At 61.5% G+C, this 16,046-nt stretch carries 15 protein-coding genes; 9 read left to right on the forward strand and 6 right to left on the reverse strand.

What is annotated here, in order from left to right:
- Entirely contained in the window at positions 1-471 is a 471-nt protein-coding gene (locus tag FSY45_RS20920) for a (2Fe-2S)-binding protein (RefSeq protein WP_003069186.1), read from the reverse strand.
- Between the two features lie 158 nt (positions 472-629).
- Here FSY45_RS20920 and FSY45_RS20925 point away from each other — a divergent pair, with 158 nt between their 5' ends.
- The 4 genes from FSY45_RS20925 (at position 630) to FSY45_RS20940 (ending at position 5,283) form a co-directional block, all read left to right on the forward strand.
- Positions 630-1,802, forward strand: coding sequence for a helix-turn-helix domain-containing protein (locus FSY45_RS20925; protein WP_046460912.1), 1,173 nt, complete (start codon positions 630-632; stop codon positions 1,800-1,802).
- Between the two features lie 346 nt (positions 1,803-2,148).
- Positions 2,149-2,769 (forward strand): TRAP transporter small permease subunit, encoded by a 621-nt coding sequence (locus FSY45_RS20930; RefSeq protein ID WP_003069181.1) that lies wholly within the window; start codon positions 2,149-2,151, stop codon positions 2,767-2,769.
- Positions 2,770-2,788: 19 nt separating this feature from the next.
- Positions 2,789-4,627: a TRAP transporter large permease subunit gene (locus tag FSY45_RS20935; RefSeq protein ID WP_046460913.1), complete on the forward strand. Its 1,839-nt coding sequence runs from the start codon at positions 2,789-2,791 to the stop codon at positions 4,625-4,627.
- 104 nt (positions 4,628-4,731) lie between these two features.
- A complete protein-coding gene (locus FSY45_RS20940; protein WP_003069178.1) occupies positions 4,732-5,283 on the forward strand; it encodes a hypothetical protein in 552 nt (183 codons plus the stop codon).
- Between the two features lie 84 nt (positions 5,284-5,367).
- On the opposite strand, the gene FSY45_RS20945 is transcribed toward FSY45_RS20940, so the two are convergent.
- The 5 genes from FSY45_RS20945 to xseB all read right to left on the reverse strand — a co-directional run bounded on the left by FSY45_RS20945 (position 5,368) and on the right by xseB (position 11,141).
- The gene (locus FSY45_RS20945) at positions 5,368-6,450 is read right to left on the reverse strand and encodes a TRAP transporter substrate-binding protein (RefSeq protein ID WP_003069176.1); all 1,083 of its coding nucleotides are present in this window, start codon (positions 6,448-6,450) and stop codon (positions 5,368-5,370) included.
- A gap of 175 nt (positions 6,451-6,625) precedes the next feature.
- Complete coding sequence (locus FSY45_RS20950) at positions 6,626-7,708, reverse strand: TRAP transporter substrate-binding protein (protein ID WP_046460914.1); 1,083 nt, start codon at positions 7,706-7,708, stop codon at positions 6,626-6,628.
- Positions 7,709-7,987: 279 nt separating this feature from the next.
- Complete coding sequence (gene dxs / locus FSY45_RS20955; protein WP_046460915.1) at positions 7,988-9,856, reverse strand: 1-deoxy-D-xylulose-5-phosphate synthase; 1,869 nt, start codon at positions 9,854-9,856, stop codon at positions 7,988-7,990.
- Between the two features lie 65 nt (positions 9,857-9,921).
- Positions 9,922-10,863, reverse strand: a complete 942-nt coding sequence (locus tag FSY45_RS20960) for a polyprenyl synthetase family protein (RefSeq protein WP_003069162.1) — start codon at positions 10,861-10,863, stop codon at positions 9,922-9,924.
- Between the two features lie 38 nt (positions 10,864-10,901).
- Positions 10,902-11,141, reverse strand: a complete 240-nt coding sequence (gene xseB, locus FSY45_RS20965) for an exodeoxyribonuclease VII small subunit (RefSeq protein ID WP_003069159.1) — start codon at positions 11,139-11,141, stop codon at positions 10,902-10,904.
- A gap of 14 nt (positions 11,142-11,155) precedes the next feature.
- On the opposite strand from xseB, the gene FSY45_RS20970 reads away from it, so the two are divergent.
- The 5 genes from FSY45_RS20970 (at position 11,156) to flhD (ending at position 16,041) form a co-directional block, all read left to right on the forward strand.
- Positions 11,156-11,386, forward strand: coding sequence for a hypothetical protein (locus tag FSY45_RS20970; protein WP_100086428.1), 231 nt, complete (start codon positions 11,156-11,158; stop codon positions 11,384-11,386).
- A gap of 188 nt (positions 11,387-11,574) precedes the next feature.
- Complete coding sequence (locus FSY45_RS20975; RefSeq protein WP_003069154.1) at positions 11,575-12,714, forward strand: aromatic ring-hydroxylating dioxygenase subunit alpha; 1,140 nt, start codon at positions 11,575-11,577, stop codon at positions 12,712-12,714.
- A gap of 352 nt (positions 12,715-13,066) precedes the next feature.
- Positions 13,067-13,981: a DMT family transporter gene (locus tag FSY45_RS20980; RefSeq protein ID WP_046460916.1), complete on the forward strand. Its 915-nt coding sequence runs from the start codon at positions 13,067-13,069 to the stop codon at positions 13,979-13,981.
- A gap of 207 nt (positions 13,982-14,188) precedes the next feature.
- Positions 14,189-15,100 carry a sulfurtransferase gene (locus tag FSY45_RS20985; RefSeq protein WP_046460934.1) on the forward strand — a complete coding sequence of 304 codons (912 nt, stop codon included), beginning with the start codon at positions 14,189-14,191 and terminating at the stop codon, positions 15,098-15,100.
- A gap of 614 nt (positions 15,101-15,714) precedes the next feature.
- Positions 15,715-16,041 carry a flagellar transcriptional regulator FlhD gene (gene flhD, locus FSY45_RS20990; RefSeq protein WP_003069145.1) on the forward strand — a complete coding sequence of 109 codons (327 nt, stop codon included), beginning with the start codon at positions 15,715-15,717 and terminating at the stop codon, positions 16,039-16,041.
- Positions 16,042-16,046 lie beyond the last annotated feature (5 nt).

A 16,046-nucleotide genomic window follows, 5' to 3' on the forward strand; every position in this document is an offset into this window, starting at 1 on the left:
TCAGCTGGCGCTCATGCCGTCGCGACCCACTTTGACAGCGGCGACGATGTTCTGGTAGCCCGTACAGCGGCAGATATTGCCTTCGAGCAGTTCGCGGATTTCGGCATCGGTGGCCTGAGGCTTTTGGCGGCACAGATCCACCGCACTCATCACCATGCCGGGCGTGCAGAAGCCGCACTGCAGGCCATGGCACTGCTTGAAGGCCGCCTGCATGGGATGCATGGTTCCATCGGCAGCGGCCATGCCCTCTATGGTCTGCACCTCCGCACCCTGAGCCTGCACGGCTAGCATGGTGCAGGACTTGATGGCCTTGCCATTGACCAGCACCGTGCAGGCTCCGCACTGGCTGGTATCGCAGCCCACATGGGTGCCCGTGAGGCGCAGCTGTTCACGCAGCGCCTGCACCAGCAAGGTATTGGGGGGGACGTCAATGCTGGCCGCGCGGCCATTGACCAGGAACTGAACATTCATCGTGATGCCTCCTGCCTTTATCCGAAGAATTGGGTAACAAAGCACAACCGCACTCTCTATGGTGGGCAGTTACCGCGATGCAAGGCGCTAGGGTTGACCCCCAAGCCAGGCGAAACACGCACAGATATTCTCAAAATGAAACACTGTCCGGAGTCCGCATGTCGCCCGCCAGCCCCGCCCTTTCTGCGCAAGCCGCAGCCCATCCAGGTGCACGCGATTCACTGCTTGTACTAGCCAGGCAGCAGTTGCTGGCGATGGACTCATCCCATGCGCTGGCACCGTCTGGCCTGGCTCCCTGGCTCTGGCGCTCGTGGCAGCGCTGCGTGGCGCAGGGCCGTCATCCCGCGCAAAAAGTGGAGTTCGAGGCCGTCGGACCTCACGCGCTGCGCCACGCCCAGGACAAGCACCAGTTGCTGCTACAGGCCGCACGTCCGGTCATGACGCAGCTGGTCGCGGCCGTGGGTGCCATGCGCTACTTCTGCCTGCTGACCGATGCCCAGGGACTGGCACTTGAAGTGCAAGGCCCCGTCGACCACAGCGATCTGCGCGCACTGGCCGTAGGCCGTGTCGGCGTGGATCTGTCCGAGCGCGGCGTGGGCACCTCAGCCATAGGCGCGACACTGGCCGAACTCAGCCCGGTATGGCTGCACAGGCAGGAGCATTTCTTTGACGACCTGCGCGACTACAGCTGCGCAGGCGCTCCGGTATTCGGCCCTCAGGGCGAGTGCCTGGGCATGCTGGACATCACCGGCATTGATGTACCAGAGCGCCCCGAACTGCTGCTGCTGGCACTGCGCTGCGCACGCGCCATCGAAGATCGATTGCTGCGGGCCCTGCCTCATACCCTGCTGCTGCGCGTGAACTGGCCCGGCGGACCTCTGGGCCAGGAAGGCGAAGGCCTGATGGTATTTGATGCCGAAGGCCGATTGCTGGGCAGCAATACCGTGGCCAGGCAACTGGTGCCGCGTCCTCTGCAAGCCCCTGGGGAGGACTCGCTCATCCAGAGCCATGAGCTGCTGGCCCTGCCCTGGAGTCATCTGATCGAACATGCGCGCCAGCGGCCCGAGGCGCCACTGCAACTGCCGCTGTGGTCCGGCCTGCGCCTTCTGGCGCTGGCACAGGCCGGTCCCTTGCTGCGCGCCCCCATCATGCCGGGGTCCGGCGCAGCCTGTCGGGCAACATCTGCCAATGCCATGACCACGCCGCTGCGCACCAGCGAGTTGCTGCTGATTCAGCAAGCCATGCAGGAGGCTCACGGGAATGTAACCGTGGCCGCCCGCAACCTGGGATTGAGCCGGGCCACGCTCTATCGCCGGCTGGCCAGCAAATAAGAGGTCTTGAACCGGATCCGATGCAGTTTGGCTCTCTACGGATTTGCCCTAGTTTCAGCGCGAAAACGCCCTCCACGACAGCAGGCGCACACTAGCAAGCAAGCCCATGACAAATACAAAATACCTCAATAAAACAATCATCTAAGCTGCACCAGCCGTGCACTTCCAGCTATCGTACGCATAGCAAGCACAACTGACGCTCGGACGCCACATTTGCGTGCGTATTTGTAAAAAACACCATACCTGCGTCCGTAGAATCTCCAGTTTGGTTCAAAAACTCAGATCGCCCTGAGGCTTACCAGCCCCAACAGCGCGACGCATACACAGCCTACTTTTTGGAGACACCATGCAGGCTTTACTCGCCCTGTCCAGGGCTATCGACAGGCTCAACGCCTTTGTCGGCAAATATTCCATCTGGCTGATATTTGCCGCCACCTTCATCAGCGCCGCCAACGCCATTGTTCGCAAGGCCTTTGACACCAGCTCCAATGCCTTTCTGGAAGTCCAGTGGTATCTGTTCGCATGGTCATTTCTGATTGCTGCGGGCTACACCCTGCTGCATCGCGAGCATGTGCGCATCGACGTGATCAACAGCCGCCTGTCCAAAAAGGCCCAGGTCTGGATCGACATCATCGGCTTTGCCTTCTTTCTCACCCCGCTATGCCTGACCATTCTGTGGCTGAGCATGCCGGTGGTGATTCAGATGTACCAGTCCGGCGAAATGTCGGGCAACCCCGGCGGGCTGATCCGCTGGCCCGTATGGACGGCGATTCCTGTGGGCATCACCTTGCTGCTGCTGCAGGGCATCTCCGAGCTGATCAAGCGGATTGCCTTCCTGACCGGTGACGGCCCTGACCCCATGGGCAAGCTCAGCGACAAGAGCGCCGAGGAAGAACTGGCCGAGGCCCTGCGTGCCGAAGCCGATCGCAAGCAGGCTGAGGCGCTGGCCGCCCAGGCCAAGGCCTAACGGTAGCGGGAGACAATCGATGGAATTTATCGCTACCAACTACGCCCCCATCATGTTCGCGGGGCTGATCTGCTTTTTGCTGCTGGGATTTCCCGTGGCCTTCAGCCTGGGTGCAGCAGGCCTGGCCTTCGGCTTCCTGGGCATCGAACTGGGCGTCTTCCCCTCCTCCGTGATGGCCTGGCTACCCCAGCGCCTGATCGGCATCATGGCCAACGACACCTTGCTGGCCGTGCCTTTCTTCACCTTGATGGGCCTGATTCTCGAACGCTCAGGCATGGCAGAGGACCTGCTCGACACAGTCGGTCAGGTGTTCGGCCCCATCCGCGGCGGTCTGGCGCTGGCCGTGATCTTTGTGGGCGCGCTGCTGGCCGCCACCACCGGTGTGGTTGCCGCTTCGGTGATCTCCATGGGCCTGATCTCTCTGCCCATCATGTTGCGCTATGGCTATGACCGTCGTCTGTCATCGGGCGTGATTGCAGCCTCGGGTACGCTGGCACAGATCATTCCGCCCTCGCTGGTGCTGATTCTGATGGCCGACCAGTTGGGCAAGAGCGTGGGCGATATGTACAAGGGCGCCTTCATTCCCGGCTTCATGCTCATGGGTCTGTATGTGTTGTGGGTGGTGATTCTCGCCATCTTCAAGCCCAAGATGGTGCCTGCCCTGCCTGTGGAGGCACGCATCTACCGCGAGGCCAATGGCAACGGTGGCTATACCTCGCTGGCCGTGGTCATGGGCATCTCGACCATCGTGGCCATCTTCCTGGCCAATCACATGGCCGACCTGCACACCTGGTGGCAGGGCAAGGAAGTGCTGGATGTACCCACTGACGAGAAAATCGTCACCGCCATGTGCGGCGGCACGTTCATCGCCTTTGTGATCGCCTCGCTCAACCGGGTCCTCAAGCTGGGCCTGCTGTCCAAGCTGGCCGAGCGTGTGACCTTTGTGCTGATCCCCCCTCTGCTGCTGATCTTCCTGGTGCTGGGCACCATCTTCCTGGGCATTGCGACTCCGACAGAAGGCGGCGCCATGGGAGCCATGGCTGCCCTCATCATGGGTTTTGCCCGCCGTCGCCTGAACATGGATCTGCTCAAGCAGGCCCTGGCCTCGACCACCAAGCTGGCAAGCTTTGTGATGTTCATCATGATCGGCGCCACCACCTTCAGCCTGGTGTTCCAGGCCGCCGACGGCCCCAAGTGGGTGGAGCATCTGCTGACCAGCCTGCCCGGCGGCCAGGTGGGCTTCCTGATCGTGGTCAACATCATGATCTTCTTCCTGGCCTTCTTCCTGGACTACTTTGAACTCTCGTTCATCGTGGTGCCGCTGCTAGGCCCCGTGGCCGAGAAGATGGGCATCGACCTGATCTGGTTCGGCGTGCTGCTGGCCGTGAACATGCAGACCTCGTTCATGCATCCGCCCTTCGGTTTTGCACTGTTCTTCCTGCGCTCGGTCGCTCCGGACAAGCAGTACGTCGACAAGGTCACGCACAAGGTCATCGAGCCCGTCACCACCATGCAGATCTACAAGGGTGCCGTGCCTTTTGTGCTGATTCAGCTGGTGATGGTGGGTGTGCTGATTGCCTTCCCCGGCATCGTGACCGGCGCGCTCGACAAACCGGTGGTCGTGGACATGAACAAGGTGGGCGACGAGATGCTCAACCAGCTCAACGATGCTGGCGGTGGCTATGGAGCAGACAACCCCTTCGGGGCCCCTGAGGGCGGCGAAGAAGGCTCTGCAGTGCCCACCCCTGCCGAGGGCAGCCAACCTGCCCCGGCCGCACCCGATGCGGGCGGCTATGGTTCGGATGATCCGGCCAAGGCCTTGCAGGATTCACTGAACGCAGCTCCTGCGAGCAAGTAAATCGGCACCCTCCGCTGATACAGCCCCGGCTCACCAGAGCCGGGGCTTTTTCATTGAGCAGAGATTGCTGAGTGATAGATTTGCTGCTTTCCCAGGAAACCGCAATGACCATCGCCGAATTGCTGACGGCCATCCGTCAACCATACGCAGACCTGCTGTCACAGGCAGCCAATGCTCAGGACTCTTATGTAGAGCCGGCCTATCGCAACAGCGATGGAACGCTGGCCACCGAAGGTGCATGGAATCTGCCCTGCAGGGTCGATGCCATCCCCGTATCGGAAGACAGCGCAGAACCTGTACAAGTGGATTCACAGACGCGGCTCGATTTCGAACCCATTCATTTCCGCATCGGTGATTCCGCAGTGGAGCTGCAGCCCTTTGTCTGGGACTGGCTGTCGCTGGAAGTGCAAGGTCTGACAGAAGAGAAGGCCTCCAAAGCGCTCATAGACTGGTTCAACGACTGGTTTGATGGAGATGATGAAAACGAGCCGGATGCAGCGGGGCTGCAGCAAGTCGTTCACTTCATGTCGGACCCGCAAGTCCTGGCAGGAGGAGTGAAAGCGACCATAGATCTTGGCTCTGCACCTGTCGAAGCCCTGGAGGATTTGCTGTTTGCGCTATCCGACGCAGGAGCCGCTCAACTCAGGCTTGCATAATGTCGGGCGCATGAAAAAACCGCAGCAAGCTGCGGTTTTTTTGCAGCCAGCGCATGACGCCGGCAGTCTTGAGTCTGACCGGAATCAGATCTTGGCAGTCGCCATGTACTGATTGAAGGGATACTCGGAGAAGCGGTTCCACAGAATCTGGTCGCGCTGGAAGGCGCGCATGTCCTGGTGGATCTTCTTGAATTCGGGCGACTTGGCTTCGTGCTCGGCAAACACTTCCATGGAGGCCTTGAAACCGGCGTCCATCAAAGGCTTGGGGAACATCTTGAGCTGGGTCTTGTTGGCCACCAGGCGCTTGATGGCCTGAGGATTCAGCACCTGGTACTTGCTGGTCATGTCGGCGGCAGCCACGCGGGTTGCAGCGTCCAGGATCGCCTTGTTCTCGGGCGACAGCGCGTTGTACTTCTTGATGTTGATGAAGAACTCCAGCTCGGCAGAGCCTTCCCACCAGCCGGGATAGTAGTAGTAAGGCGCAACCTTGTTGAAGCCCAGCTTTTCATCGTCGTAGGGACCGACGAATTCCACGGCGTCCAACGTACCCTTTTCCAGAGCCTGGTAAACATCGCCAGCGGGCATGTTCTGCGCCACCACGCCCAGCTTGGCCATGGCCTCGCCGAACACGCCGCCGCCCAGACGCATCTTCAGACCCTTGAGGTCTTCCACGGTCTTGATTTCCTTGCGGTACCAGCCGCCCATCTGGGTCGTGGTGTTGCCGGCCGATGCGGTCTTGAAGTTGTACTTGGCAAAGAAGGCGTCGAGGAGCTTGCGGCCGTTGCCATGGTCCTTCCAGCCGTTCATCTGCAGTGCGGTCAGGCCGAAGGGCACGGCGCAGCTGAAGGCGAAGATGGGGTCCTTGCCGGTGAAGTAGTAGGCAGCGGTCTGTGCCATGTCAATGGTATCGCCCTGCAGCGCATCCACCACACCGAAAGCGGGCATCAGCTCGCCAGCGGGATGCACCGAAATCTCAAACTTGCCGCCCGACATGGCCTTGACCAGTTGCGACAGCTTTTCAGCACTGCCGAAGATGGTGTCCAGCGACTTGGGGAAGCTGGAGGCCAGGCGCCAGCGCACAGCGGCCTGGGCGTGAACAGCAGGTGCTGCACCCGCGGCCAGCACGCCGGCGATACCGGCATTTTTCAGAATGGAACGACGATCCACTTTAGTCTCCTTGAGGAACGAATTGAGCTGATACAGACCACTGATCTATGCCAGCTTGTTTTATGCAACAGGCACAAAATGTACACGAGCCAACCGTTTCGCAAGCGCTAAAAAGTGACCGTTCGCTTAAGAAGTTCTACCTAGTGATGCGCGCCCAATTGAAAACAATCAATCACTACAGGCGTACCGCACTCATATAACTGGCATAGCGGAACTCGGAGAAACGATCCCAGAGCAACTGGTCGTGCTGAAATCCGCGCATGCTTCTGTGAATTTTCTTGAACTGCGCCGACTTGGCTTCATGCTCGGCCATGGTGGCCATCACGGCCTTGAACCCCGCATCCATGAGCTCGCGTGGAAAGGCTCGCAGTTGCACGCGTTCGCTGAGCAGCTTCTTGAGCGCAGCGGGGTTGTACGCCAGGTACTTGGCAGTCAGATCCTTGGCGGCCAGCGCCGCTGCGGCCTCCACCATGGCACGCAGCTCGGGCGTCAGGGCCGCAAAGGCCTTGGCATTGATGAAATAGGCCAGCTCGGCACCGCCCTCCCACCAGCCCGGATAGTAGTAGTAGGGCGCGATCTTGCCGAAGCCCAGCTTCTGGTCGTCATAGGGGCCGACGAACTCCACCGCATCGAGGCGGTTCTTTTCCAGCGCCTGCTGCGCATCGGCAATGGGCATGTTGACGGCCTGCACGCCCAGCTTTTGCAGCGCATCGCCGAGCAAGCCGCCGCCAGCGCGCATGCGCAGACCATGCAGATCCTGCACGGTCTTGATTTCCTTGCGATACCAGCCCCCCATCTGCGTGCCGGTGTTGCCGGCGCTCAGACTCCTGATGTTGTACTGGGCGTAGAAATCATCCATGAGCTTGCGCCCACCTCCATACTCCATCCAGGCATCCATCTGCCGCGCCGTCAGACCAAAGGGCACGGCACAACCCAGTGCAAAGCAGTAGTCCTTGTCGGTGAAATAGTAGGGAGCGGTCAAAGCCATTTCGACCGAGCCGTTCTGCACCCCCTCCATCACGCCAAAGGCAGGCATCAGCTCGCCTGCAGAGTGCACGCTGACCTCGATCTGGCCGCCCGACATAAGCCGCAGCGACTGGGCAAATTTCTCGGCCCCGCCAGAGATGGCGTCGAGGACTTTGGGAAAACTCGTCACCAAGCGCCAGCGCAGCAGCTCCTGGCTGCGCACCGCAGGAGCCACGCCCGCTGCCAGCACACCGGCCATGCCCACATGTTTGACGAGTGAGCGACGATCCATGAATATTTCTCCGCTAGTAGTTGTCCATTGCAAAGCCGGCTGCAGCAGCCTGATCGCAGGCCGGCAGCCACAGGCATTCTAGGAACGCAGACGCCGGCCGTGTGGCGATTCGCGGTTGCCGTCAGTTTTCTTGACGGCAAGCAAAGAAAAAGGCCCTTCGATGAAGGGCCTGGTTTCAGTCCATCATGACTTACGCAAACAAGGATGCAGCAACGGCCTGCCTCCCTGGCAGCGGGCATCTGCCTGAACCCGTTTTGCGTAAACGATGTCCCTATCGCATCAGCCCGCAGCCAGACGCTTTCGGATGGAGGCCTCGATGCCTGCCGCATCCAGCCCCTGCAGCGCAAGCAGCTTGGCGGGGTCGCCATGCTCGATGAACTCGTCGGGCAGACCCAGCTGCAGCACGCTCTTGCTCAGGCCGTTGGCAGCCAGGCATTCCATCACGGCACTGCCAGCGCCGCCCATGACGCAGCCTTCTTCCAGCGTGACGATGAGCTCATGATCTGCAGCGATCTGAAGCAACAGCTCTTCATCGAGAGGCTTGGCCCAGCGCATATTGGCAACACTGGCATCCAAGGCCTCGGCGGCCTGCAAGGCAGGGTACAGCAAGCTGCCAAAGGCCAGAATCGCCACCTTTTTGGAGGCTGACTCCCGGCGCATCTCGCCCTTGCCAAAGGGCAGGCCTTCCAGGCTTTCAAGCGGAGTCACTCCAACACCGGCGCCGCGCGGGTAGCGCACGCAGACAGGGTGATCCTGCTCATAGGCCGTGGTCAGCAACTGGCGCGTTTCGCGTTCGTCCGCCGGGCAGGCCATGCTCATATTGGGAATGCAGCGCACAAAGGCGATGTCGTAAGCGCCGGCGTGCGTAGCACCGTCGGCGCCCACCAGCCCGGCGCGGTCCAGCGCAAACACCACGGGCAGGTTCTGCAGCGCAACGTCGTGGATCAGTTGGTCGTAGGCACGCTGCAAGAAAGTGGAATAGATGGCCACCACGGGCTTGACGCCTTCGCAGGCCATACCGCCAGCGAAAGTGACTGCATGCTGCTCGGCGATGCCCACGTCGTAGTAGCGGCCGGGAAAGCGCTTGTGGAACTCCACCATGCCCGAGCCTTCACGCATGGCGGGTGTGATGCCGACCAGACGCTGGTCCTTGGCAGCCATATCGCAGAGCCAGTGACCAAACACCTGGGTGAAGGTCTGCTTGGCAGGCGTGGCTGGCTTGACCAGACCGACCGCCGGGTCGAATTTCCCGGGGCCGTGATAGGCCACGGGGTCGGCCTCGGCCAGCTTGTAGCCCTGGCCTTTCTTGGTGACCACATGCAGGAACTGAGGCCCCTTGAGACCCTTGATGTTCTCCAACGTGGGAATCAGCGAATCGAGATCATGGCCATCGATGGGACCGATGTAGTTGAAGCCGAATTGCTCGAACATGGTGGCAGGCACGACCATGCCCTTGGCCTGTTGTTCCAGACGCTTGGCCAGCTCCAGCAAGGGCGGCACCTGCTTCAGGACGCTCTTGCCCACATCGCGGGCCTTGGCATAGAACTGGCCGCTCATCAGCTGGGCCAGATAGCGATTGAGCGCGCCCACGGGCGGGCTGATGCTCATATCGTTGTCATTGAGGATGACCAGCAGGTTGGCGTCATGCACGCCGCCGTTGTTCAGCGCTTCGAAAGCCATACCTGCCGTCATCGCGCCGTCACCGATCACGGCAATGGCCCGCCGGTCTTCGCCTTTTTGCTTGGCGGCCAAAGCCATGCCCAGCGCCGCAGAGATGCTGGTGGACGAGTGCGCCGTGCCAAAGGTGTCGTATTCGCTCTCGGCCCGCTGGGGAAAGCCGGACAGGCCGCCGAACTGGCGCAGCGTGCCCATGCGATCGCGGCGACCGGTCAATATCTTGTGCGGATAAGTCTGATGGCCCACATCCCAGACGATGCGGTCATAGGGCGTGTTGAACACCGAGTGCAGCGCCACGGTCAACTCCACCGTCCCCAGATTGGAGCTGAGGTGCCCGCCGGTCCTGGAAACGCTGTCGATCACATAGGTGCGCAGCTCTGCGGCCAGGCTCTTGAGCTGGGAGCGCGAGAGACCGCGCATATCTGCGGGATCGTTGATGTTGTGCAGCAGGGAAGAGGTATTCGTGGACATGTTCTATATTTTTAATAGCTGCTAGTGTTTACCAATACTGGATTACAGGGCTTCTCTATTAAATCTCAGTGGGTGCGCTGCACAACCATATCGGCCAGTGCACCCAAGGCCTGCGTGTCGGCCAGACCGCTGCGCGTCAAGGCTGCATGGGCCTGCTGGCGCAGCTGCTCGGCATGGGCTCTCGCAGCCTCCAGCCCCAGCAGCGACACGAAAGTGGGCTTGTCATTGGCCGCATCCTTGCCGGCCGTCTTGCCCAGCGTTGCGGAGTCGGCCACCACATCCAGAATGTCGTCCACCACCTGGAAGGCCACGCCCAGTGCCTGGCCATAGTCGGTCAGCGCGGCCAGCGCCCGGGCATCGGTCTGTGCATTGCAGGCAGCCCCCATGAGCACGCTGCCCAGCAGCAGCGCACCGGTCTTGAGGCGGTGCATTTCGCGCAGTTGCGCCTCGCTCAGTTGCTTGCCCACGCTGGCCAGGTCGATGGCCTGGCCGCCGGCCATGCCCTGGCTGCCCGCCGCTGCGCCCAGCAGGCGGCACAGCTTGGCCTGCATGGAACAGGGAATGCCGTCGTCTTCAGGCAGCAATAGCTCGAACGCCAGAGCCTGCAGGGCATCGCCGGCCAGCAGGGCCGAGGCTTCGCCAAACTGCACATGCACGGTGGGCTTGCCACGGCGCATGGTGTCATTGTCCATGCATGGCATGTCGTCGTGCACCAGGGAATAAGCGTGAATCAGTTCTACGGCACAACCTGCGCGCAGTGTGGCCGCAGCCAGACCGCCCACCGCCTCGGCGGCCGCCCAGACCAGCAGCGGTCGCAAGCGCTTGCCACCATCGAGCACGGCGTAGCGCATGGCCTCGCCCAGGCCCGCAGGTGCATTGATGCCCACCCAGCGCGACAGCGCATCTTCGGTGCGCGCCAGTCTCTCCTGCATCCAGACGGAAAAATCCAGGGCAGGCTTGCCCTCGTTCAAAGGCGTCGATGGTTCGGCAATCATTGATTCATTCATGGGCTGCATCTTCAGAGCACAAAGCGCGGACACCGGGATCAGTCCTGGGTCCAGGCAGACAGCTTGCCTTCGTCCAGTACCTTGACCTGCTCCTGCACGGCTTCGAGCTGGCTGCGGCAAAAGCCCAGCAGCTCGGCCGCACGCTGGTAGCCGCTGAGCATCTGCTCCAGCGGAAGCTGACCCGATTCGATCTGCGCAATCAGTTGTTCCAGCTCCTGCAAAGCAGCTTCATAGCTGACAGGCTGTTCGGATTTTTTGGCGGCAGCGGCCTTGGGCATGGATGGTGTGGGCTATGTTGGACGAAAACGACGATTTTAGGCGTCCCTGCACCATTGGCGTGCAATGCCCGCAAAGCCGGCAGGCGGGAGATGTCTTGGCTGTGACTTCCGGCCAGGTCGATGCCGTCCGCGCCGGCCCTTTTGACGACCTGCCACGGTTTGCGGACGGCTGGCAGCTTGCTGACAGGATCAATCGCTACAGCGTCGAAATAACGTCAATACACGTACCAGAAAAACGGAAATAACCCCACAGCCTATAATCCCATTCCCGTCAAGCCGGCCACGTGCCTGGTCATCCGGTCGGGCAAACGAGTCGGCTGGCCATGCGCCACCGCCCATTGCCTGAGGCCCGTGTCCAGACAAGGCCGGTTTCGTTTTTTACCGTGTGCGCACGTGCACCCTCCCTGTGGGGAGTCTTTAGGTCAGGTCATCCATGACTGATTTAAGTCTTCAACTGCAGCAGGCCGCAAGCCAACTACCAGTTTCAAGTTATTTCGACGAGGCGCTGTTCCAGCGCGAGTTGGAAACGATTTTCAAGCGCGGCCCGCGCTACGTGGGCCACCAGCTGGCCGTTCCCGAGATAGGCGACTACTACGCCCTGCCTCAGGAAAAAGAGGGGCGGGCGCTGGTACGCAATGCCAAAGGCGAGATCGAGCTGATCTCCAACGTCTGCCGCCACCGCCAGGCCGTGATGCTCAAGGGACGCGGCAATCTGCTGTCCGAAGGCAAGGGCCATGCCGGAGGCAACATCGTCTGCCCGCTGCACCGCTGGACCTACAGTACCAGCGGCGAGCTGCTGGGCGCCCCGCATTTCAGCCACGACCCCTGCCTGAACCTCAACAACTACAAGCTGCGTGAGTGGAACGGACTGCTGTTCGAGGACAACGGCCGCGACATCGAGGCCGATCTGGCCGGCATGAAGCTGCGCGAGCAGCTCCAGTTCGACGGCTTCGTGCTCGACCATGTCGAGATGCACGAGTGCAACTACAACTGGAAGACCTTTATCGAGGTCTATCTGGAGGACTATCACGTCGGTCCCTTCCACCCCGGTCTGGGCAACTTCGTCACCTGCGACGATCTGAAGTGGGAATTCGCCAGCGAGTACTCGGTGCAGACTGTGGGCGTGGCCCCGGGCTTCGGCAATCCGGGCTCGGACATCTACAAGAAGTGGCACGAGGTGCTGCTGGCCTACCGCAACGGCGAGCTGCCCGATCGCGGCGCCATCTGGCTGACCTACTACCCCCACATCATGGTGGAGTGGTATCCGCATGTGCTGACCGTCTCGACCTTGCACCCGCTGGCCGTGGACCGGACGCTGAATGTGGTGGAGTTCTTCTACCCCGAGGAAATCGCCGCCTTCGAGCCCGAGTTCGTCCAGGCCCAGAAGGCCGCCTACATGGAAACCTGCATCGAGGACGACGAGATCGCCGAGCGCATGGACGGCGGCCGCAGGGCGCTTTATGAACGCGGCGACAACGAGGTCGGCCCCTATCAGAGCCCCATGGAAGACGGCATGCAGCATTTCCACGAGTGGTATCGCCGCATCATGGGCGACAGCGTCCCCCAACGCTGAATGAGGTAAGCCTCAAGACTGATAGCTGCTATCGCTTACCCTCCAAGAACGTGTTTAGGATCTCTACGCAGCCGCGTTGGAGCGCAATCGGGATGAGTTCGAAGCGATGGCTCGCTGCTTGCACCGGGGTGCAAGCAAGAGACAGCGCACAGAAATCGCCCGATTTCGCTCCAACCCTTCGGGACAGGGGCTTTGCGAGCGGTCTGCGACGTTGCGAATCCTCGCAATAGCGCGGCTATTGCTGTGGTATCGCGCCTTGCATCCCATCCCGCAAAGCCTCTGTCGCGGCGCGAGGAGATCGTAAACACGTTCTTAGCACAGCAGCTATTTTTTATGCTGAATTGAGTGAGATATGCAAGCCCTGTGGATGGTGTTGGCCGCCTTGATTTTTGCGGTCATGAGTGTGTGTGTGAAGTTTGCCTCCCAGGACTTCAATGCGGCGGAGATCGTGTTCTACCGCGGCCTGGTCAGCATGGCGCTGCTGGTCTGGCTGGCCAGACGCAGCGGCATGACGCTGACCACCCAGTACTCGCGCGAACATGCATGGCGCAGCTTCGTCGGCGTGATCTCCATGGGAGCCTGGTTCTATGCCATCGGCCATCTGCCGCTGGCCACGGCCACCACGCTCAACTCCATGAGCAGCATCTGGATGGCGGTGTTTCTGATCGCCCAGGGCCTGTGGATGCGCCACACGCTGCGCAAATCCTATGCGGCCGAACCCGAAACCCGCCGCGCCATTCCGCCCTTCCCCTGGGGCCTGGTGTCCACGGTGGTGGCGGGCTTTGTCGGCGTGCTGCTGGTGCTGCGCCCAAGCAGCGCACCGGCCAGCGAATGGGTGGCGGCGCTTGGCGGCCTGTTTGGCGGCATGTTTGCGGCCATGGCCTATATGCAGGTGACCACCCTGTCGCGCCTGGGCGAGCCTGAAACTCGCGTGGTATTCTATTTCTCGGTGGGTTCGGCCATTGCCGGCGGCATCACCATGCTGTTCACCGGCATCTCGCCCTTCCCCGGCTGGAGCGCTCTGTGGCTGCTGCCCGTGGGCGTGCTGGCCGCCGTGGCCCAGGTCTGCATGACCAAGGCCTATGCCTCGGCAGGCAGCAAGAGCAACACCCTGGTCGTCGCCAATCTGCAGTACTCGGGCATTGTGTTTGCCGCCCTGCTCAGCCTGGTGCTGTTTGGCGAAAGCATCCCTCTGATCGGCTGGGTCGGCATTGTGCTCATCGTCGCCAGCGGAGCCGCAGCAACCGCCTTGCGCTCCAGGGGCTAGCCATGGCAGGGGGCGCCCTGCGCCTTCGCCATGCACGTCAGCAGCCCCAGCCTGCCGCGCAGTCCACGCCGGATCTGCGCGGCTTGCCATATCCAAACAATGAAGCGGCGGGGCACCGGCGCTACGGCCCGATCGCATAATGGTCTGCATGCCGCAAGACTGCACGCCATGCCGTCTGCAGCCATTCAATCTTTGGAGCAGCAAGCCATGAATCACTCGACGCCCGAGCACTACAACACCCTGATTTCCGTCGAACAGCTGGCCGGGCTCAAGGCCAGCGGCAAGCCCTTGATGGTGTTTGACTGCAGCTTTGACCTCATGAATCCGCCTGCCGGCCACGAGCAGTATCTGCAGGTCCATATCTCCGGCGCAGTCTTCGCCGATCTGGACAAAGACCTCAGCGCACCGCATGGCACGCCCGGCGAAGACGGCCAGGTCGCCACCAGCGTGCAGTCGGCCTCCGGCGGCCGCCACCCCCTGCCCACGCGCGAGCGCTTTTCCGCCTGGCTGTCGTCCATAGGCTTTGCCAACGATATGCAAGCCGTGGTCTATGACCGCAACGCTGCCAATTACTGCGGCCGCCTGTGGTGGATGCTGCGCTGGGCCGGCCACGATGCCGTGGCGGTGCTCGATGGTGGACTGCAGGCCTGGCAGACGGCCGGCCAGGCGGTGGGCAGCGGGGAAGAGCCCCGCCATTTCCAGTCCAACTTTGAACTGGGCCAGCCGCTGGAGACGCTCAAGACCGTAGATCAGGTCGAGGCCGATCTGGGTCAGGCCACCCAGACCCTCATCGATGCCCGGGCCCCGGCCCGCTACCGCGGCGAGGTCGAGCCCCTGGACCCCGTGGCAGGCCATATCCCGGGCGCGCTGAATCGGCCGTTCAGCAGCAATATCGCCGCCGATGGACGCTTCAAGCCCGCAGCGCTGCTCAAGGCCGAGTTCGAGCAGTTGCTGGCCGGACGCGATCCCGCCAGCGTGGTGCACCAGTGCGGCAGCGGCGTCAGCGCCACCCCCAATGTGCTGGCCATGCGCATTGCCGGCCTTGCGCCAACGGCCTTGTTTGCCGGAAGCTGGAGCGAGTGGTGCAGCCAGCCTTCCCGGCCAGCCGAGCGGGGCTGAGCTTCAGCATGTCGGTGTCGCGTCAGGCACCGGCTTTGAACAGGTACGCGCCCCCGCGCTTGCCGGGTTCACTCCCTGGGCCACGGCCGGAGCGCCCCGTGATCACCGTGGACAGGCGCAAGCGCGGTGCGGCGCGCTTGATCAGTGCCAAGCCAGGCCAGACCAAGCCCGCTCCGTCTCGGTGCTCCGGGCCTTGGCGAAATGGCCGATGCCCATGTCCGCAATCGCATGTCGATGCAGCTTGGCAACCCGGATTCGAGCCGCTATCACAGGAAATCCCAGCGGCCTTTTTCATAGGCGATCAGATACCGAATAAAAAGCCGCCTATTTGCTCGTTTGTCATCTTTCGGACAGATTCACAATACATGCACCAGCGGAATCCGGCCTGACGCAATGTCAGCCCCCACCCGGCACTCCGAGTCATCCCGAAGGACGGCAAGGCAGTAAGGGAAATCTTACAGGCCTGCCTGTAAAACCAGACCGGCGATACCGACGCTCCCCGACTTCAGTTCGATCAGGGCTTGAAACACAATTCATTTCAACAGATCGAAACACTTTTAACGTCTTGTTTGTGTGCGCCGTGACGGTCTGTCGAGATTGAAAGGACTGGACCCATGAACAACGAACAACTGCTTGCCGAGATCCGCGAAGCCAACCTCACCTATCTGATGCTGGCCCAGACCCTGATCCGCCAGGACAAGGCCGAGGCCGTGTTCCGTCTGGGTCTGAACGAAGAGTCCTGCGACCTGCTGGGCTCGCTGTCTTCGGCCCAGGTGCTCAAGCTGGCATCGCGCAACACCTTGCTGGCCAGCTTCCGCGCCGACGACGAAATGGTCTGGAGCCTGCTGACCAACCACAGCAGCAACAAGATCGGCAATGCCGCCACCAATACGCTGCACGCCAACATCCTGATGGCCAGCCGTGTCTCCGAAGTGCTCTGAGCACC

The sequence above is a fragment of the Comamonas sp. Z1 genome (assembly GCF_008121555.1).
In the GTDB taxonomy this organism is placed as follows: Bacteria; Pseudomonadota; Gammaproteobacteria; order Burkholderiales; family Burkholderiaceae_C; genus Comamonas; species Comamonas thiooxydans.